The 19,747-nt window shown below is 70.2% G+C and carries 14 protein-coding genes; 7 read left to right on the top strand and 7 right to left on the bottom strand.

All coding sequences use genetic code 11. The features are described from left to right. Nucleotides 1-153 precede the first annotated feature (153 nt). On the top strand, nucleotides 154-1,173 hold the full coding sequence (locus ASF28_RS14295) for a polyprenyl synthetase family protein (protein WP_056093676.1): 1,020 nt from the start codon (nucleotides 154-156) through the stop codon (nucleotides 1,171-1,173). Between the two features lie 76 nt (nucleotides 1,174-1,249). On the opposite strand, the gene ASF28_RS14290 is transcribed toward ASF28_RS14295, so the two are convergent. From ASF28_RS14290 to ASF28_RS14280, 3 genes are all read right to left on the bottom strand, one after another. Then, entirely contained in the window at nucleotides 1,250-2,125 is an 876-nt protein-coding gene (locus ASF28_RS14290; RefSeq protein ID WP_056093674.1) for a 4-(cytidine 5'-diphospho)-2-C-methyl-D-erythritol kinase, read from the bottom strand. A gap of 80 nt (nucleotides 2,126-2,205) precedes the next feature. Continuing rightward, the gene (locus tag ASF28_RS14285) at nucleotides 2,206-4,047 is read right to left on the bottom strand and encodes a tetratricopeptide repeat protein (protein ID WP_056093670.1); all 1,842 of its coding nucleotides are present in this window, start codon (nucleotides 4,045-4,047) and stop codon (nucleotides 2,206-2,208) included. A 139-nt stretch (nucleotides 4,048-4,186) separates the two neighbouring features. Next, nucleotides 4,187-5,848, bottom strand: a complete 1,662-nt coding sequence (locus ASF28_RS14280) for an electron transfer flavoprotein-ubiquinone oxidoreductase (protein ID WP_056093667.1) — start codon at nucleotides 5,846-5,848, stop codon at nucleotides 4,187-4,189. A 211-nt stretch (nucleotides 5,849-6,059) separates the two neighbouring features. Here ASF28_RS14280 and ASF28_RS14275 point away from each other — a divergent pair, with 211 nt between their 5' ends. From ASF28_RS14275 to moaB, 3 genes are all read left to right on the top strand, one after another. Further along, nucleotides 6,060-6,914, top strand: a complete 855-nt coding sequence (locus ASF28_RS14275) for a uracil-DNA glycosylase (RefSeq protein ID WP_056093663.1) — start codon at nucleotides 6,060-6,062, stop codon at nucleotides 6,912-6,914. A 100-nt stretch (nucleotides 6,915-7,014) separates the two neighbouring features. Continuing rightward, nucleotides 7,015-7,923: a KPN_02809 family neutral zinc metallopeptidase gene (ypfJ, locus tag ASF28_RS14270; protein ID WP_056093660.1), complete on the top strand. Its 909-nt coding sequence runs from the start codon at nucleotides 7,015-7,017 to the stop codon at nucleotides 7,921-7,923. Between the two features lie 28 nt (nucleotides 7,924-7,951). Beyond that, nucleotides 7,952-8,509 (top strand): molybdenum cofactor biosynthesis protein B, encoded by a 558-nt coding sequence (moaB, locus tag ASF28_RS14265; RefSeq protein ID WP_056093657.1) that lies wholly within the window; start codon nucleotides 7,952-7,954, stop codon nucleotides 8,507-8,509. Nucleotides 8,510-8,573: 64 nt separating this feature from the next. On the opposite strand, the gene ASF28_RS14260 is transcribed toward moaB, so the two are convergent. Further along, on the bottom strand, nucleotides 8,574-10,778 hold the full coding sequence (locus tag ASF28_RS14260) for a 3-hydroxyacyl-CoA dehydrogenase NAD-binding domain-containing protein (protein ID WP_056093655.1): 2,205 nt from the start codon (nucleotides 10,776-10,778) through the stop codon (nucleotides 8,574-8,576). Nucleotides 10,779-10,890: 112 nt separating this feature from the next. Here ASF28_RS14260 and ASF28_RS14255 point away from each other — a divergent pair, with 112 nt between their 5' ends. Further along, complete coding sequence (locus ASF28_RS14255; protein ID WP_082476586.1) at nucleotides 10,891-11,679, top strand: EAL domain-containing protein; 789 nt, start codon at nucleotides 10,891-10,893, stop codon at nucleotides 11,677-11,679. A 92-nt stretch (nucleotides 11,680-11,771) separates the two neighbouring features. Here the strand turns inward: ASF28_RS14255 and ASF28_RS14250 are convergent, their stop codons facing one another. From ASF28_RS14250 to ASF28_RS14240, 3 genes are all read right to left on the bottom strand, one after another. Then, nucleotides 11,772-12,269, bottom strand: coding sequence for a hypothetical protein (locus ASF28_RS14250; RefSeq protein ID WP_056093649.1), 498 nt, complete (start codon nucleotides 12,267-12,269; stop codon nucleotides 11,772-11,774). A 107-nt stretch (nucleotides 12,270-12,376) separates the two neighbouring features. Next, nucleotides 12,377-13,585 carry an acetyl-CoA C-acetyltransferase gene (locus tag ASF28_RS14245; protein ID WP_056093646.1) on the bottom strand — a complete coding sequence of 403 codons (1,209 nt, stop codon included), beginning with the start codon at nucleotides 13,583-13,585 and terminating at the stop codon, nucleotides 12,377-12,379. Nucleotides 13,586-13,745: 160 nt separating this feature from the next. Beyond that, nucleotides 13,746-15,533 (bottom strand): acyl-CoA dehydrogenase C-terminal domain-containing protein, encoded by a 1,788-nt coding sequence (locus tag ASF28_RS14240; RefSeq protein WP_056093644.1) that lies wholly within the window; start codon nucleotides 15,531-15,533, stop codon nucleotides 13,746-13,748. A 292-nt stretch (nucleotides 15,534-15,825) separates the two neighbouring features. Here ASF28_RS14240 and ASF28_RS14235 point away from each other — a divergent pair, with 292 nt between their 5' ends. Further along, complete coding sequence (locus tag ASF28_RS14235) at nucleotides 15,826-19,149, top strand: SEL1-like repeat protein (RefSeq protein WP_056093641.1); 3,324 nt, start codon at nucleotides 15,826-15,828, stop codon at nucleotides 19,147-19,149. Between the two features lie 155 nt (nucleotides 19,150-19,304). Continuing rightward, nucleotides 19,305-19,742, top strand: a complete 438-nt coding sequence (locus tag ASF28_RS14230) for a DUF3429 domain-containing protein (RefSeq protein ID WP_056093638.1) — start codon at nucleotides 19,305-19,307, stop codon at nucleotides 19,740-19,742. The last annotated feature ends 5 nt before the right edge of the window (nucleotides 19,743-19,747 follow it).

Genomic DNA, 19,747 nt, shown 5'->3' with positions numbered 1-19,747 from the left:
GACTCTTGCGGCATGGTGCGTGTTGCAGCGCCTCCGAGCCCATGCGATGGGGTGCCGCACGGAAGTCGATCGCGCAAGACGAGGTTGTGGCATTCGGGTCGGCCGGTTCCGGCGGACCCGCACCAGACCCGTCGGTTGGGAGGCAGCGGGGTTTTGGGCGTCGTAGTACCCTTGGAAGAGAGCCGCCCCGATCCGGAGGCGAGCCTGACGGACCTCGTGGCCCTGGTGGCCGCCGGCATGGAGCGCGTCAACGCGACCATCCTGTCGCGCACCGGTTCGTCCGTGCAGATGATCCCGGAAGTGGCCAACCACCTCATCGCGTCCGGCGGCAAGCGCCTGCGCCCGATCCTGACCCTCGCCACGGCGGACCTGTGCGCCTACGCGGGCGACGGGGCGGTGAAGCTCGCCGCCAGCGTCGAGTTCATGCACACGGCGACCCTCCTGCACGACGACGTCGTGGACGAGAGCGACATGCGGCGCGGCACGGTGGCGGCGCGGATCAAGTGGGGCAACGAGGCCAGCGTGCTGGTCGGCGATTTCCTCCTCGGCCAGGCGTTCCGGATGATGGTCGAGGTCGGGTCGCTCAAAGCCCTCGACATCCTGTCGGCCGCCGCCACGGTGATCGCCGAGGGCGAGGTGATGCAGCTCTCCGCCGCGAAGAACACCGAGACGACGGAGGACGAGTACCTCGCCGTCATCCGTGCCAAGACCGCCGAGCTGTTCGCCGCCGCCTGCGAGGTCGGGCCCGTCATCGCCGAGCGCCCCAAGGCCGAGCAGGCCGCCTGCCGCGCCTACGGCATGAACCTCGGCGTCGCCTTCCAGCTCATCGACGACGTCCTCGATTACGGCGGGACCAGCGCCAGCCTCGGCAAGAATGTCGGCGACGATTTTCGCGAGGGCAAGATCACGCTCCCCATCGTTCTTGCGTTCCGGCGCGGGACCGACGCGGAGCGGACGTTCTGGAAGCGGGCCCTCGAGGATGGCGACGTGTCGGAGGACGACCTCGCAACGGCCCTCGCCATCCTGCGCCGGCACCGGGCCCTCGAGGACACCATCGAACGGGCGCGCCATTACGGCGCCATGGCCCGCGACGCCCTGGGTCTGTTTCCCAACGGCCCGATGAAACAGGCGCTGCTCCAGGTGGTCGATTTCTGCATCGCCCGCGCCCACTGAGGGTTCTGGGGGCGACGCGGAAGACGCTGATCCCTCACGCGTCGACCGTACAACGCAGGGATGCGGGACCGGTGCGCTAGCGCAGTAAGGTAGGCTTCACCCACCAGCCCGGATGGTCCGCCCGGATGTGACGGGCCGCGAGCACCGCACTCCGGCGATCGGCGAACAGGCCGAACACCGTCGCGCCCGAACCCGACATCCGCGCGAGCCGGCATCCGGCCTGTGCCGCGAGCGCCCGGAGCGTCGCGTCGATGACCGGCGCGAGGCCGCGGGCCGGCGCTTCGAGATCATTGCGCGCCGGGCGGATGAGCGACAGCACCGCCGCGCCATCGGCACCGTCGGGAATCGCGGGATGCGGCTCCGGGTGATGGCGTTGACCGGCCGCCAGCCCCAGCGCCCGGAACACCGGCGCGGTCTCGACGGGGACGCCGGGATTGATCAGCACGGCGGGGAGGGGGGCCATGTCGAGGACAGGGCCCAGGGTCTCGCCGGCGCCCCGCATCATCCGGGCCCGGGGATTGAGGCAGACGGGCACGTCGGCGCCCGTGGTACGCGCGGCTTCCAGCAAAACGGGGTCGGCCGGATCGAGCCCGTTGCTCCGGCCGAGCAGCCGTAGGGCGGCGGCGGCGTCGGACGAGCCGCCCCCGATACCCGCCGCCACGGGCAGGCGCTTGACGAGGTGGAACGCGCCGAGGCGCAGGCCCGGACGGCGCGCGGCGAGGTGGCGAGCGGCCCGGATCACCAGATTGTCGTCGAGGGGCCCGGCGGGACCGGCCGTCGGACCCGACACCGTCAGGGCGAGATCCGCACCCGGCGTGAGCGACAGGGTGTCGCCGGCGCCCGTGAACGCCACGAGGCTTTCGAGCTCGTGGTAGCCGTCCCCGGCGCGGCGGCCGAGGACGTGGAGGGTCAGGTTGATCTTCGCCGGAGCGCGGGTGACGAGGATTGGCACGGGCTCTCGGCGGTTCTTGGGGGATCGGGGCGCCGGTCTGGCCCCGCTTCCCCGCCCGCGTCAAGCCCGGGCCGAGCGGATCAGCCGCCGCTCTTCTTGTCGGCGGCGCCCGGGGGCTCGCTCGGGGCCGGGGCGCCCTTCGGCAATTCCGGGTTGGCTTTGGCGTCGGGCGGATTCTCGGCGGTGGCGGCCGGCTTGTCGAGCTCGGGCAGGCCGTCCTTGAGCTTGGCGTTGATCTTCTCCAGCTCCTCCGGCTCGGGGTTCAGATCCTTGGCGTGCTGCCACTGGAACTTGCCTTCGAGGCGGCGCCCGGCGCGCCAGTAGGCGTCGCCGAGGTGGTCGTTGATGGTCGGATCGCCGGGCTTGAGCTCGATGGCCTTCTCCAACTCGCGCATGGCTTCCTCCCAGCGCCCGAGGCGGAAATAGGCCCAGCCGAGGCTGTCGATGATCATGCCGTCGCGGGGACTCGCATCCACCGCCTGCTTGAGCATGGTGAAGGCCTCGTCGATGTTGATGTTCTGATCGACCCACGAATAGGCGAGGTAGTTCAGCACCTGCGCACGTGCGCCGGGCTGCGACGGCGGCACCAGTTCGAGGGCCTTCTTCAGGTCGGCCTCGGCCTTGGCCCATTGCTTGGCGCGCTCGTAGGCGGTGCCGCGGAAGTAGAACGTCGTCCAGTAGTTCGAGGCCGGCTGGTCGCCGATGAGGGCGATGGCGCGGCTGTAGGTCTCGGCCGCCTCCTCGTACTTCTTGCGCGAGCGCTGGACGTTGCCGAGCGCCGTGATCACGTCGATGTCGTTGGGATGGGCCTTCATGGCCGCGTCGAGGTGCTGGATCGCCTCGTCGCCCTTGCCCATCTGCTCGAGGTTGAGGCCGACCTGCACGTCCGCGTTGAGGCGCAGGGGGGAGGTCGCGGGGATCTGGGCGTAGGCCTCGTTGGCGCGCTCGGGCTGCTTCATCCGGTCGAGGATGTCGGCGAGCGTCAGGCGGGCGAGGGCATGCTCGGGCGCGAGATAGAGGGCGAGGCGCAGGTAGACCACCGCCGGCAGCTCGTCGCCCTGCGTCGAGCCGGCCGAACCGAGGCCGTACAGCACCTCGCCGGCGCCCTCCTGCGCCGTGTTGATGAGGCGGGTGAGGGGCTTGCCCTCTTTGAGCTTGTTCAGGGCGTCGCGCACGATGGGATGGCGCGGCAGCAGCTTGTCGAAGTCGGTATAGGCCTGGATCGCCAGATCGGTGCGGCCGGCCTGGGCCTCGAACCGGGCATAGGCGTCGACGACCCGCAGGGTGTTGCGGTCGCCGTCGTAGGCCGCCTTGAGGCGGCGCTCGGCCTCGGCCTGGTCCCCGACGAGGGCGGCGATGAGGCCGGCGTGGAAATCGCGGAAGGTGTTGTAGGTCCGCTCGCCCTTGAGCTTGTTGATGGTCTCCTGGGCGCGCTTGCCGTCACCGGACCCGGCATAGGTCCAGGCGGTCAGCAGCGTGGCGGTGAGGTCGGCGGCGGCGCCCCGGCCGCTGCGGGCGAAGTTCTGGCGCGCCTGGGCGAACTGGCCGGCCTTGATCTGGCGGACACCGAGGGCGAGCTGGGCCAGGCCATTGGCACCGTCGCGGGTGGTCAGGCGCTCGGCGGCGCGGAACGCGTCCGGCAGGGAGCCGTCGGCCAGCAGGGAGACGAAGGCGCGCTCGAGCAGTTCGGCGTTGCGCGGGTCGGCCTTCACCGCCTCGCGGTAGAAGCTCGCGGCGGCGGCCGTGTCCTTCGAGGCCCCGGCGATGTAGGCCGCGAGGAAGTTGCCCTCCAGGGATTCGGCGGGCTCGAACTCGGGCAGCGGGGTCGATTCCCGCGGCTGCGCCGCCTGGGACGGCAGGGTCGCCGCGAGGCAGAAAGCGAGGGCCGACAGGGCTCGGCGGGTCGCGGCGTTTCCGTTCATGGGCACCGTTCAGGGCTTCTGCGCACCGACCCGATCGGGGGTCGACGCTCGATCGGGCGGGACACTGAACTCTTCCCGCCCTCCTCGCAAGGCGTAAGGACGGCGACGCAAGGCCTCGCCACCCCCCGCCCGGACCCCATCACATGTTCGGGTAGTTCGGACCGCCCGGCCCCTCCGGCGTGACCCAGTTGATGTTCTGGTTCGGGTCCTTGATATCGCACGTCTTGCAGTGGACGCAGTTCTGCGCGTTGATCTGGTAGCGCACGCCGTCGCCCTGGGTCGCGTCCGCCACCCATTCGTAGACGCCGGCCGGACAGTAGCGCGCCGAGGGGCCGCCGTAGACGTCGTGCTCGGACGCCTTCTGCAGGTCGAGGTTCTTCACGTTGAGGTGAGGCGGCTGGTCCTCTTCGTGGTTGGTGTTCGAGAGGTACACAGACGAGAGACGGTCGAAGGTCAGCTTGCCGTCCGGCTTCGGGTAGACGATGGGCGTCACCTCGGCGAGGGGCTTGGTGCAGGCGTAGTCGGGCTTGCCGTGCTTGAGCGTGCCGAACAGCGACGTGCCGAGCAGGGTGTTGGCCCACATGTCGGCCCCACCGAGGCCGACGCCCACGAGGGTGCCGTACTTCGACCACAGCGGCTTGACGTTGCGGACGCGCTTGAGGTCCTGGCCGATGGCGCTGTCGCGCCAGCCGTTCTCGTAGGCCGTCAGCTCGTCGCCCTGGCGGCCGGATTCCAGGGCCTGCGCGATGGCCTGCGCCGCCTGCATCCCCGAGAGCACCGCGTTGTGCGACCCCTTGATGCGCGGCACGTTCACGAAGCCGGCGGAATCGCCGACGAGGCAGCCGCCGGGGAAGACGAGCTTCGGCACCGACTGCCAGCCGCCCTCCATGATGGCGCGGGCACCGTAGCCGATGCGCTTGGCGCCCTCGAAGGTCTCCCGGATCATCGGGTGGGTCTTGAAGCGCTGGAACTCCTCGAACGGCGACAGGGTCGGGTTCTCGTAGTTCAGGTGCGTGACGAACCCCACCGAGAGCAGATGGTCGTCGAAATGGTACAGCCACGAGCCGCCGCCGGCCTTGTTCGGTAGGGGCCAGCCCATGGTGTGCTGGACGAGGCCGGCCTGGAACTTGTCGGGGCTGAGCTGCCAGATTTCCTTGACGCCGAGGCCGTATTTCTGGTGGTCGCTGTTTGCGTTGAGTTTGAACCGGTCGATGAGGGTCTTCGTGAGTGAGCCGCGCGCGCCCTCGCCGAAGATCGTGTACTTGCCCCGCAATTCCATGCCGCGGGTGTAGTCGTCGCGCGGCTCGCCCAAGCGGCCGATGCCGAGGTCGCCCGTGGCGATGCCCACCACGACGCCGCGATCGTCGTAGAGCACCTCCGCGGCCGGGAAGCCCGGATAGATCTCGACGCCGAGGGCCTCGGCCCGGGCGCCGAGGTACTTGGTGACGTTCGAGAGCGAGCCGACGAAATTGCCGTGGTTCGACATGAATTTCGGGAAGAACAGGTTCGGCATGGTCACGCCGCTGTTCTTGGTGAGGAACATGAACTCGTCGCGCTCCACCGCCGTCTTGAGGGGACGGTCGGGGTCGGTTCGCCATTCGGGCACGAGGTCGTCGAGGCCGGCCGGGTCGATGACGGCGCCCGACAGGATATGGGCGCCGACCTCGGACCCCTTCTCGACCACGACGATGCTGACGTCAGAGGACAGCTGCTTGAGGCGGATGGCGGCGGCGAGGCCGGCCGGCCCGGCGCCGACGATCACCACGTCGAAATCCATCCCCTCGCGTTCGGGCAGCGCCATTCCGTCATCCTCCTGTCACGCCCGCCGCGGGGCGGGGTCCGTGAATTGCTTCGGATCACTCTCAACCGATTCCAAGATAGGAACGCAAGCGGCCTCCGTTCCATGACGGCCGTCGTGATGAAGAGTCGCGCCGCACGAAAGGGCGCGATCCGTCGAGTGGAACGACGCGACCCCGTTGTCCACAGGCGGCGAACGCGCCACATCTGGTTCCATGACTGCGAGTGACGACAGCCGGCGCGACCTCATCGCCGCCCTCGACTTCCATGTCGCGGCGGGGGTCGACCTCATGCTCGACGAGCATCCCCACGACCGTTTTTCGGAGGCGGATGCGCCGGCGCGTCCGGCAGCGCCTCTGCCGGAGCCGGAGATCGCCGCACCGCCACCCCGCCGTGAATTGCCGCCGCGCGGGGAAACCCCGGCCCCGGCCCGGACCTACGGCGCGTCGGTGGCCGCCCGGCCGGGCGAGGCCGCCGGCGACGCGCGGGCGCGGGCCAAGGACGTGAACTCCCTGGACGAGCTGGAAGCCCTGCTCGCCGGCTTCGACGGCTGCCCCCTCAAGTTCACGGCGAAGAACCTCGTCTTCGCCGACGGCAACCCGGCGGCGAAGCTCATGTTCATCGGCGAGGCCCCGGGTGCCGACGAGGACCGGATCGGCAAGCCGTTCATGGGCCGCTCGGGCAAGCTCCTCGACCGGATGATGGCGGCCATCGGCCTCGACCGCACCAGCGCCTACGTCACCAACATCGTCCCCTGGCGCCCGCCGGGAAACCGCAACCCGACGCCCCAGGAGGTCGCGATCTGCAAGCCGTTCATCGAACGGCAGATCGAGCTCGCGGCGCCCGACCTCATCGTCTGCCTCGGCAGCCCGTCGACGCAGGCGATCACCGGCACCAAGGACGGCATCCTCAAGGCGCGCGGCCGGTTCTACCCCTACCGGGTGGGGGACCGCGAGATCCGGGCGCTCGCGACCCTGCATCCGGCCTATCTCCTGCGCCAGCCCCTGCAGAAGCGCCTCGCCTGGCGGGACTTCCGCACGCTCCGGGCCGCCCTCGACGGCAAGGCCTGAGGCCGGTAGGGAACGGCCAAGCGGAACCGTACGACGCGCGCGGAGATTACTTCGGACCGATTGCGTCGGTCCGCGTTCCGGGACGAGTGGTGACGAGCACATGCGCTGGGAAGATTTCCGCAGTTCCGACAACGTCGAGGATCGCCGCGGTGAGGGCGGTGGCGGTGGTGGCGGGTTTCCGGGCGGCGGTGCCGGCGGTCTCGGCATCGGCGCCATCGTCGTCCTGTGCATCATCGGCTGGGTCACGGGCATCAACCCGGCGATCCTCATCGGCGGCGCCGAGCAGATGACGGGCGGCGGACGGCCGCGCCAGGAGCAGGCCGATCCGCAGACGCAGGCCCAGCGCAGGACCAAGCCGACGGACGAGAGCGGGCGGTTCGCCGCCGCCATCCTGGGCAACACCGAGGACGTCTGGAAGGAGATCCTTCCCAATCAGACCGGCAAGCAATACCGCCCGACCGGCATGGTGCTCTACACCGGCGGAACCCGCAGCGGCTGCGGTTCGGCCCAGGCCGCCATGGGGCCGTTCTACTGCCCCCTCGACAAGAAGGTCTATCTCGACACGTCGTTCTTCAAGGAGATGGAGCAGAAGTTCGGGGTGAAGGGTGACTTCGCCTACGCCTACGTCATCGCCCACGAGGTCGGCCACCACGTGCAGGACGAACTCGGCATTCTGGGCAAGGTCCAGGGCCGGCAGCAGGCCGCGTCGAGCAAGGTCGAATCGAACCAGCTCTCCGTGCGCGTCGAGCTCATGGCCGATTGCCTCGCCGGCGTCTGGGCCAAGAACTCCAACGACAAGTACAATTCCCTCGAGCCCGGCGACATCGAGGAAGCCATGAACGCCGCCAGCGCCATCGGCGACGACAAGCTCCAGAAACAGTCGCAGGGCTACGCCGTGCCGGATTCGTTCACCCACGGCTCGTCGGCCCAGCGCCAGCGTTGGTTCATGACCGGCTACAAGAGCGGCCAGACCAAGTCCTGCGACACGTTCCGCGCCGCCGGAAACTGAACCGCGTCACCGTAAGGGTCCGAACGCCATGGTCGCATCCGACAAGACCCGCAGCTTCGTCCCCCTCGCCATCGCGGTGCTGACGGTGTCGGACACCCGCTCCCTCGACGAGGATCGCTCCGGCGACACCCTGCGGGATCGCCTCACGGCCGCCGGGCATACGCTCGCCGCCCGTGCCGTGGTGCCGGACGAGGTCGACCAGATCAGGGGGCAGGTGGAAGCGTGGTCGCGCGATCCGGCCGTGGACGTGGTCCTCACCACGGGCGGTACGGGCTTCACCGGCCGGGACGTGACGCCGGAGGCCATCGAGCCGCTGTTCGACAAGCGGATGGATGGGTTCTCGGCGGTGTTCCACCGGATTTCCTACGACAAGATCGGCACCTCGACGCTGCAGTCCCGGGCGACGGCCGGGGTGGTGAACGCCACCTACGTCTTCGTCCTGCCGGGCTCGCCGGGCGCCTGCCGCGATGCCTGGGACGGCATCCTGGCCGCCCAGCTCGACTATCGGCACCGCCCCTGCAACTTCGTCGAGATCATGCCGCGCCTCGACGAGCATCTTCGTCGCGGAGCGTCCATCGAGGTGTGACGCCGGTCGTCCGCCGGAACCTGCATGGAAGGGCACGCATCTCCATGCGCGCCCTTCGGCGTTTTCAGGCCGCCTTGCGCGCGGCGGCGTCGCCGTAGAACGTCCCACCCCGCTCGGCCATGGCGAGGAGCGTGCGCGGCACGGCGAAGCGCGGTCCGTGCTTGGCCTCCAGCCCCTGGGCCAGGGCGACGAAGGCCTTGGCGCCCATGAAGTCGATGTAGGACAGGGCGCCGCCCGTGAACGGGGCGAAGCCGAAGCCGAGGATCGAGCCGACATCGGCCTCGCGCGGATCGGTGACGACGCCCTCGCCCACGGTGCGGGCCGCCTCCAGGGCCTGGACCACCAGCAGGCGCTGCTTCAGCTCCGAAAAATCCACGTCCTCCGGATCGACGCGGGTCGCCTGCAGATCCTGCAGACCGGGCCACAGGCGCTTCGGCGCGCCCTCGGGATAGTCGTAGAAGCCGCGCTTGTTCTTGCGCCCGAGCCGGCCTTCGCCCTCGACCAACCGAACGAGAAGTGCCTTCTGCGCCGGATCGATGGCGTGCGCTCCGAGCTGCGCCTCCGTCGCCTTGACGATCTTTAGGGCAAGGTCGACCGCGACCTCGTCGGTGAGCGACAGGGGCCCCACCGGCATGCCGGCCTGGCGCCCGGCATTCTCGATCATCGCCGCCGGGATGCCCTCGTTGAGCATGGTGTGGCCCTCGAGCAGGTAGGCGCCGACGCAGCGGTTGGCGAAGAACCCGCGCGCATCGTTGACGACGATGGGGGTCTTCTTGATGGCGCGGACGAAGTCGAGGGCGGTGGCGAGCGCCGTGTCGCCGGTCTGATCGCCCTTGATGATCTCGACGAGCATCATCTTCTCCACGGGGGAGAAGAAGTGGATGCCGACGAAATTCTCCGGCCGGCCCGAGGTCTTGGCGAGGCCCGTGATGGGCAGCGTCGAGGTGTTGGAGGCGAAGATGGCGTCCGGGCGAATGGCGGCCTCGACCTTGCCGATGACCTCGGCCTTCACCGCCGGGTCCTCGAACACCGCCTCGATGACGAGGTCGCACGCGGACAGGGCGGCGTAGTCGGCGCTCGTGGTGATGCGCGCGAGCAGGGCATCGCGGTCGGCGGTCTTGGCGCGGCCCTTGTTGATCTGGTCGGTGACCAGCTTGTGGGCGTAGGCCTTGCCCTTCTCGGCCGCCTCGACGGACTGGTCGACGAGCACGACGTCGAGGCCGGCCTGGGCCGAGACGTAGGCGACGCCCGCGCCCATGAAGCCGGCGCCGACGACGCCAACGCGCTTGACCGAGGTCGGTGGCACGTCCTTCGGCCGGCGCGCGCCCTTGTTGAGCTCGCCCATGGACAGGAACAGGGTGCGGATCATCGCCGCCGCCTCCGTCGAGCGCAGGATCTTGGCGAAGTACCGGCTCTCGACCCGGAGGGCGAGGTCCATGGGGAGCTGCAGGCCCTCGTAGACCGCGCCCAGGATCGCCTTGGCGGCGGGGTAATTGTCGTGGGTCTCGCGACGGTAGATGGCGTTGGCGGGCGGCCAGGTTATCATGCCGGCGGGCGAATAGACCTTGCCGGAGGGAGCCTTGAACTTCGGCACGTCCCACGGTGCCACGGCCGAGCCGCCGCCGAGAATCCAGGCCTTGGCCTTGGCGACGATCTCGTCCCTCGGCGCGACCTCATGGACGAGGCCCATATTCTTCGCCATGAGCGGCGGGATCTGCTCGCCCTTGAACAGCATCTGCAGGGCATCGCCCGTCTGCATCAGGCGGGGCACGCGCTGGGTGCCGCCGGCGCCCGGGAACAGGCCGACCTTGATCTCGGGCAGGCCGACGCGGGTCTTCGGGTCGTCGGACAGGACGCGGTGGTGACAGGAGAGGGCGAGCTCGAAGGCGCCGCCGAGGCAGATGCCGTTCACGGCCGCGGCGAACGGCTTGCCGCAGGTTTCGAGCTTGCGAAACAGCAGGGTGAGTTTTCGCGATTCCTCGAAGAAGTGGCGCATGGCCTCCTCCTCGCCGCGCTCGGCCCTCAGCGCCTCGAAGGCGCGGCCGAGGCCCTGGAGCATGGTGAGGTCGGCACCGCCCGAGAAGTTGTCCTTGCCCGACGTCACGACGCAGCCCTTGATGGCGGGATCGGCCACCACTGCGTCGATGACGGCGTGCAGGTCGTCCATCACCGCGTTGGTGAAGACGTTCATGGACCGGCCAGGCATGTCCCAGGTCGCCAGCGCAATACCGTCGGCATCGGTCTCGAAGCGGAAATTGGTGAGATCCATGGCTGATCCTCGGGTTCGGGGCGGCCTCGGGCCGGATGCCTTAAGCCAAAATCAAAACTTACGGGTGCATCGGGGAGAGACGGGCCCCCAAGCAAACGTTCAAGGGATGACGATGACGGGACGGATCGGCTGCCAGGGTTGCCGCGATGGCGTCGAACTCGACTTTACTTTCACCATGGCATTCCAGCCGATCCTCGACATCGTGACGGAGCGCGTCTGGGGCTACGAGGCCCTGGTCCGCGGCACGGGCGGCGAATCCGCCGGCTCCATCCTCGACCGCGTGACCCCCGAGACGGTCTACCGCTTCGATCAGGCCGCACGGGTCAAGGCGATCGAGCTGGCCGGACGCCTGTTCCCGACGGGCGATCAGACCAAGCTGTCCATCAACTTCATGCCGAACGCGGTCTACGAGCCCGCGGCCTGCATCCGTTCGTCCCTGGAGGCCGCACGCCGGGCCGGCTTCGCCCACGACCGCATCATGTTCGAGTTCACCGAGAACGAGAAGTTCCGCGATACGGCGCACGTCACCCGTATCGTCGCCGAATATCGCAAGCAGGGCTTCCTCACGGCCCTCGACGATTTCGGCGCGGGCTTCGCCGGCCTGAGCCTGCTGGCGAATTTCCAGCCGGACCTCATCAAGATCGACATGGACCTGCTGCGCGGCATCGACAGCGACCAGCGCCGGCAGACCATCGTCGGGGGCCTCATCGGGATCGCGCGGGGCCTCGGCCTCGCGGTGATCGCCGAGGGGATCGAGACGCAGGAAGAACTGGCGACCCTGCGTAACCTCGGCGCAACCCTGTTTCAGGGCTACTACTTTGCGCGGCCCCACCTCGAACAGCTCCCGGCCGTGGCCGGCTTCCCAGCGCCGGCCGTGTTCGCCCAGACCTTGGTCGCCTAGGCCGACGGCTCGGATCGGAAAGGCCCGATCCGAATCGCGCGCGCGGCAGCGGGTCTCGATCATGGGCGAGGCCGGCACGGGGCGGACGCGTCCTAGCGCGCCGGCATCGGCAGCGGCGGCGCGCCGGCCTTGCCTTCGCCGGCCTTGCTGTCGCCGGCTTGGGCGATGGCGAGCATGTTCAGGAGCTTCGTCACCGACGCCTGCGAGATCGCCGTGACGCTGGAGGCCGGGTCGGCATTGACCGCCTGGAACTTCTGATAGGTCTTGTCATCGTAGATGCCGCTGAGGTGCTTCAGCTCGTCGAGGGTGAACTTTTCCGCGTAGGCCTTCGACAGGCCGTCAATCATCACCTCGCGCTGCTTGTCGAACTCGGCCCGCACCTCCTTGCGCACGGCGTCGGCCTTGTCCTCGGGCATCGACGCGACGGTCTTCTCCAACGCGCCGGTGAAGCCGGTCTCCAGGTTCTTGATCAGGGTCTTCTGCACCAGGTCCTTCGCGACGCCGACACGGTCGGAGGCGTCGTCCGCGCGGGCCGTGAGCGGCAGGCACAGGGCGGTGGTCAGGCACAGGGTGGCGAGCAGGCGCGTCATGGTGGCGTTTCTCCCGATTCTTCTCGGCTGGGCGTCATCGCGAAAAACGCGACGGGCGCCGCCGTCTACCAGTGTTTCGAAGGGTTTGTCGCCCCGTGGCCGCGGCCTCAGACCCGCTCGACGATCGTCGCCGTGCCCATGCCCGCGCCGATGCAGAGGGTGACGAGGGCGCGCTCCTTGCCGGTGCGCTCCAGCTCGTCGAGGACGGTGCCGAGGATCATCGCCCCGGTGGCGCCCAGCGGATGGCCCATGGCGATGGCGCCGCCGCAGACGTTGACCCGGGCCGGATCGAGGTCGAACGCCTGCTGGAAGCGCAGGACCACGGCGGCGAAGGCCTCGTTGACCTCGAACAGGTCGATGTCCGACAGGCTGAGCCCCGAGCGCGCCAGCACCTTGCGGGTGACGTCGACGGGGCCCGTGAGCATCAGGGCCGGGTCCGATCCGATGTTGGCGAAGGCGCGGATGCGGGCGCGGGGCTTGAGCCCGGCGGCGCTGCCGGCCTCCCGCGAACCGATGAGCACGGCGGCGGCGCCGTCGACGATGCCCGACGAGTTGCCGGCATGGTGGACGTGGTCCACCGCCTCGACATCCGGGTGGGCGTCGATGGCGACGGCATCGAAGCCGCCCATCTGGCCCATCTGGACGAACGAGGCCTTGAGCTGGCCGAGGGACTGCATGTCGGTCGCGGGCCGCATGTGCTCGTCGGTGGCGAGCAAGGTGATCCCGTTGATGTCGCGCACGGGTACCACCGCACCGCCGAACCGGCCCTCGGCCCAGGCGGCGGCGGAGCGCTTCTGCGATTCGACGGCGTAGGCGTCGCAATCGGCGCGGGAGAACCCGTACTTCGTGGCGATGAGGTCGGCCGAGACGCCTTGGGGCATGAACCACGACTTGATGGCGATGGCCGGGTCCACGGGCCAGGCTCCGCCCGAGGCGCCGAGGCCGACGCGGCTCATGGATTCGACGCCGCCCCCGATGGTCATGTCGTGCTGGCCGGCCATGACCTGGGCGGCGGCGAAGTTCACCGCGTCGAGACCCGAGGCGCAGAAGCGGTTGATCTGCACGCCCGGAACATGGGTGCCGTAATCGGCCACCAGGGCGGCGGCGCGGGCGATGTCGCCGCCGGCCTCGCCGACGGGATCGACGCAGCCGAGGATCACGTCGTCGACCCGCCTGGTGTCGAGGCCGTTGCGGTCCTTGAGGGCGCGGAGCGCCACTTCGGCGAGGCGCAGGGCCGTCACCTCGTGCAGCGACCCGTCGGGCTTGCCGCGGCCGCGCGGGGTGCGGACGTGATCGTAGATGTAGGCCTCGGGCATTTCACTTCTCCGGATTCCCAGGCCTTCGCGGAAGGCCGGGCGGCAGAACGACACGAACCCCGTGCGGGTCCGTCCATACGATCCCATGCCTGGCCGATCCGGCGCGGCTCCCCCGGGGGAGGGGAGCTCCGCGCGCGCTCGGCCCCTGGCGGCGTCCGGTCTAAAACGCCTCCGCGCTCAACGCCATGGTCGTCTCCGACCCGGCCTTGATCCGCACCAGGCGCAGGGCGGTCTCGGGCAGCAGCCGCTCCATGTAGAACCGGCCGACGACGAGCTTGTCGGCCATCCGGTCGGAGGCGGCCTCAGCCTGCTTGGCCAGCGCCGCCCTGGCGATGCGCGCCCACATGTAGCCCATGGCGACGAGGCCGAGGAGGTGCATGTAGTCCGTGGCCCCCGCGCCCGCATTGTCGGGCTTCGAGAAGGCGTTCTGCATGAACCACATCGTTGCGCCCTGCAGGTCGTTCAGCCCGGCCTGGAGCGGTGCCACAAAGGGTTTCATCCCCTCGTCCTCGCCGTGATCCTTCAAGAAGGTCTGGACCTCGGCGAGGAAGCCCATCATCGCGCGGCCGCCGTCCTTCGGCAGCTTGCGGCCGATGAGGTCCATGGCCTGGATGCCGTTGGCGCCCTCGTAGATCATGGCGATGCGGGCATCGCGCACGAACTGCGACATGCCCCATTCCTCGATGTAGCCGTGGCCGCCGAAGAGCTGCTGGGCCTCGACGGCGTGGGCGAAGCCGCGGTCGGTGAGCACCCCCTTCACCACCGGGGTCATCAGACCCATGTGGTCCTCGGCGCGCTGCCGCTCGGCCGCATCCTCGGACCGGTGGCCGATATCGGCCTGAAGCGCCGTCCACAGCACCAGGGCGCGTCCGGCCTCGTTGAAGGCGCGGATGCCCATGAGGGTGCGGCGCACGTCGGGGTGGACGATGATCGGATCGGCGACCTTGTCGGGGGCCTTGGCGCCGGTGAGCGACCGGCCCTGGAGCCGGTCACGCGCGTAGGCCACGGCGTTCTGGTAGGCGACCTCGGACTGGCCGAGGCCCTGGACGCCCACCGCGAGGCGGGCTTCGTTCATCATCACGAACATGGCGGCGAGGCCGCGATTCTCCTGGCCCACGAGCCAGCCCGTGGCGCCGTCGTAGTTCATGACGCAGGTGGAATTGCCGTGGATGCCCATCTTGTGCTCGAGGGAGCCGCAGGACACCCCGTTGCGCGCCCCCACCGACCCGTCCGCATTCACCAGGAACTTCGGCACCACGAACAGCGAGATGCCCTTGGTGCCGGCCGGAGCCCCGTCGATGCGGGCGATGACGAGGTGGACGATGTTCTCGGAGAGGTCGTGCTCGCCGGCCGAGATGAAGATCTTGGTGCCGGTGAGGCTGTACGAGCCGTCGCCGTTGGGCGCCGCCCTGGTCTTGAGCAGGCCGAGATCCGTGCCGCAATGCGGTTCGGTGAGGTTCATGGTGCCGGTCCAGGCGCCCTCCACCATCTTCGGCAGGTAGGTGGCTTTCTGTTCGTCCGAGCCGTGGACGAGGAGCGCCGCCATGGCGCCCTGGGTCAGGCCCGGATACATGCCGAGGGCCAGGTTGGCGCCCGAGACGAACTCGGAGATCGCCGTGTTGAGGGTGTGGGGCAGGCCCTGGCCTCCGAACGCCTCAGGCACCGACAGGCCCATCCAGCCGCCCCGGGCGTAGGTGTCGTAGCCGGCCTTGAAGCCCTTCGGCGTGGCGACGCTGCCGTCGGCCGCCCGGGTGCAGCCCTCGCGGTCCCCGATGGCGTTGAGGGGCGCCAGCACCTCCTCGGCGAGCTTGGCGCCCTCGGTCAGCACGGCCTCGACCACGTCCGGCGACGCGTCGGCGAAGCCCCGGAGATTGCTGTAGCGTTGGAACCCGAGCACGTCGTTCAGGAGAAACAGAACGTCCTCGACCGGCGCCTTGTAGCTCGGCATTTCTCAGCGTCCTTCCCACGGCCGGGCGACCCTCGTGGTCCTGCCCGGATCACGGCGCCGCTCCCTGGATGGTTCATATCTAAACCATCTCGGGCGGAGCGAAAAGGGGCCTCGGCGTGAAACCCGATACCTTGGGCGGCACGACGGAGACTCGGAATCTCGGCGCGATTAACCAGCTCTTTACCAAGAAAGTTAAAGGTCGGGTGAGACGATCCGACATCGACCCGAGCCGTCGTCTGCTAGGGTTCGGCGCCGCGCATCGAGACCGGACCTCGCCCCATCAGGTTTGACGATGACCCGCTCCGCCCCCATCGACCTCGACGGCTTCGATCCGGACATCCTCGATGCGGCGCGCGACGTGGCGCGACGGGCCGGCGTTCCCGTGGAGACCTGGATCGCCTCCATCGTCACCCCGGACGAGGTCGCCGACCCGCCCCGCAAGTCCCAATCTGCCCCGCCCCGCAAGCCGTCGTCGACCGCGCCGCGCGAAAATCCCCCCAAGGAAAATCTCCCCAAGGAAAATCTCCCCAAGGAAAATCCCCCCAAGGAGAACTCAGCCAAGGCGGGGAAGGCCCCGGCGCAGCCGAAGCTGCCCGATGCGGCGCCGGCTTTCGTGGCCGGGGACGCCCGTCCGGCCGCCGAACCCGCCCTCGCGCCGGTCCCGGCCGCACCCGTGCCGGCGATGCCGGACCCGATGGCGCAGGCCCTCGCGCGGATGATGCAGCGCCTGGATGCCATCGACGAGCGGATCGCCGGGGAGCACACGGCCGCACAGGCTGCGGCCGCCCGCACCCTCGCCGAACTCGAGCGGCGGATGGCCGAACTCGGCGAGCAGATCACGGCGCCCCGGCCCATCGGGCGCCGGGGCCGCTCGGCGGCCGTCGAAGTCCGGGACGCCGTGAGCGAGATCCGCCAGCGGCAGCGCGAGCTCGACGCGCACCCGGCACCCGCCGCCACGGTCATCGGCGACCTGCGCAGCGAAACCATCCGCCTGCGCGCCTCCCTCGACGGTCTGGCCACCGGCCGCGAGGTCGGCGCCCTGGAGGCGGCGATGCACGCCCTCGCCACGGGCGTCGAGGGGTCTCCGGCCCAGGCCGATCTCTCGGCCGTGACCGGCCCCCTCGATCGCATCCGCGCCGAGGTCGATCGCCTGTGCGGCGACACGGCCCGGGAGGTCCAGACCCGCCTCGCCGCCGACCTGGAAAGCCTCGGTGCGCGGGTCGATACGGTGCTGCGCAGCGGTCCCGAAGCCTTCGCCGACCGCGAAGCCCTCGACGGCTTGTTTCGCGAATTGCAGGAGATCCGCGGTGCCATCGCCGGACTGGCGGCGCCCGAGCGCATCGAGGTCCTGACCTCCGGCGTCGCGGCCATCAGCGCCGAGATCGCGCGCCTCCGGACCGAGGCCGGCGCCCAGGCGAACGTGGCCTCCCTGCGTCCCCTGCTGGAGGAAATCCGGGCTGGCCTGGAACGCCCCGCCCAGGGCGGCCTCGAGGCCCGGATCGACGCCATGGCGGCCAAGCTCGACGCCCTGCGCGACGTTTCCGTCGTCACCGAAGCCCCCGATTCGGCCGCCATCATCCATCGAATCGACGCCCTGTCCGAGAAGGTGGACCGCGTCCACATCAATCCCGTGGGCGATCTCATCGAGCGCCTGGAAGGCCTCGGCGCGAGCCTGCGCCGGCCGGTGGTGCCGGACGGCGATCTCGCCGCCATCCACGGCATGCTGCACGACCTCTCGGTCAAGGTCGACCGGATGGGGACCTCCGACACCGTCTCGGCCGAGGGGCTCGACGCCCTTGAGCATCAGGTCCTGGCGCTCGCCGCCCGCATCGATACCCGCGACTCAGATCCGGCCCTCGTCGGGCTGGAGCGGACCATGGGCGATCTCCTCGCCCAGGTCTCCGCCCTGCGCGAGGAGGCGCCGCTGTCCGAGCGGGCGGCCCGCCACGCCATGGCCGAGACCGTCGGCGGCGGCGACCTCGACCGACTCCAGGCCGGCCTCGCCGACCTGCGCGACCAGCAGGCGGCGTCCGAGAAGCGCCTGCAATCGACCCTGACCGGCGTCCATACGGTCCTCGAGCGCCTCGCCGGACGGTTCGTCCCGACGGAGACCGCAAACGGCCCCCTCGAGATGCGCGCGGCGACGGAACGGGTGCTCGCCACCGCCGCGATACCGCCGGCCGACGCCGCTGCCGCGATGCCCAAGCCCGCGATCCCCAAGCCCACGATCCCCAAGCCCACGATCCCCAAGACTGCGATCAATCCGGCTGCCAGGGGCGCCGCCCGTCGCGCCGACCCGCAGGTCGAGCGGCCGCGCCCCGACGCCGTCCTCGGCGACCTTCCCCTGGAGCCCGGCACACGGCGGCCCGGCCGGGAGCCGCTTCGCGACGACGCGGACCCGCAGGCACCCGTCGTCTCCGATGGCGACATCAAGACCAGCTTCATCGCCGCCGCCCGGCGTGCGGCCCAGGTGGCGCAGGCCGAGGCCAACGGCAGCGGGACGAACCTGAGCGAGCGTCGTCCCGCCGCAGCGGCCGTCGGCGACGAGGCCCCGGCACCGGGTCCGCTCGCCCGCCTGCGCAGGGAGATCGACCGCCGGCGCAAGCCCCTGCTCCTCGGGCTCGCCGCCATCATCCTGGCGCTCGGCGCCCTCCAGGCCATCGGAACGAACCGTCCGGTCCAGGAGACCGCAGCGGTGGCCGTGCCGGAGAGCCCCCAGCCGGCGGCCGTGCCCGATCCGGTCACGACCCAGGCCCTCGCCGATCCGGCCGTCATCCGGGACGAGGCCGCGAAACCCGTGGCCGGCAAGCTCGAGACTCCGAAAGCCGAGACCCCGAAATCCGAGACTGCGAAGGCCGGCGCCACCCGAGGGATGCCGCAGGTTTCCGAGATGGCCGCCCTGTCGGCGGACCTCGCCGCGATCCCCGAGACCCTCGCCCCCCTCCGTCAGGCGGCCCTGGACGGGGATGGCGCGGCCATCTACGACCTTGCCGCCCGGTTTTCCGACGGGCGCGGGGTGACGCGGGACCTGTCCCTGTCGCGCAAGCTCTACGACAAGCTCGCCCAGGCCGGTTACGCGCCGGCCCAGTACAAGCTCGGCGGCCTGCACGAGAAGGGCCTCGGCGCGCCCCGCGATCTGGCCCAGGCCAAGCTGTGGTACGGACGCGCGGCCGACCAGGGCAACGCCCGCGCCATGCACAACCTCGCGGTGATCCACGCCGAGAATCCCACGGCGTCGGGCAAGCCCGACTACGCCACGGCCGCGCAGTGGTTCCGGCGTGCGGCGGAGTACGGCCTGCGCGACAGCCAGTACAACCTCGCGGTGCTCTACGCCCGGGGCCTCGGCGTGCAGCAGGACCTCGGGCAATCCTACCTGTGGTTCTCGGCCGCGGGCGCGCAGGGCGATGCCGACGCTGCCAAGAAGCGCGACGACGTCGCCGCCAAACTCGAGCCGAAGGATCTCGCCGCGGCGCGCGGCCTCGTCGCGGCCTTCAAGGCCAAGACGCCCGACCCCGCCCACAACGAGCCCCCGGCGCCCGCCATCGCCCCCCGGACCATGAGCCTGCTCGGCGCGGCACCGCCGGTCCCGGTCTCGGTTCCGCCGCGACGCGGCTGAGGCCGCGGGCCCGGCCCCCGATAGGGGATAGGCTCGCGGCGCTGCGGGTATGTGCCGCCTTTCCCCGGACGCTCCGAGGCGTTTGATAGGGGACGATTCCTTCCGGGTTGGCATGGGCCGGCCGGAACGTGAATTCCTGGACGACCGGAGACCCGATGGCGCGCGTGACGACGGTACCGCCGGCGGCCCTGATTCTCGGGATCGCCGGCCTGATTCCGTTCCTCGGCTTCGCCTTCCTGTCGGTCAGCGGTGGCGATGCCGGCCTCAGCACCATCGGCTTGAGTCCGCGCACCGTGCTCTCGACCTACGGGGCGGTGGTCGCTTCGTTCCTCGGCGGCATCCGCTGGGGCGCCGCTGCGGCCCGCGGCGGCGGCGGGGCGGACTACGCCATCGCCATCGTGCCCTCGCTCCTGGCCTGGGCGGCCCTCGCGGTCCCGGCCCCGTGGGACCTGCGGATGCTCGGCTGCCTCGTCCTGTCCTGGGGCTTCGTCGATCAGGACCTGCCCCGCCGCGGTCTCGTGCCCGTGTGGCTCGGGCGGCTGCGGCTGGTGCTGTCGGCGGTGGCGGGCACGTCCCTCCTCGTGGCGGCCTGACGGCA

The sequence above is a fragment of the Methylobacterium sp. Leaf99 genome, from assembly GCF_001422375.1.
In the GTDB taxonomy this organism is placed as follows: domain Bacteria; phylum Pseudomonadota; class Alphaproteobacteria; order Rhizobiales; family Beijerinckiaceae; genus Methylobacterium.
This window is presented reverse-complemented; position numbering and strand designations above follow the sequence as displayed.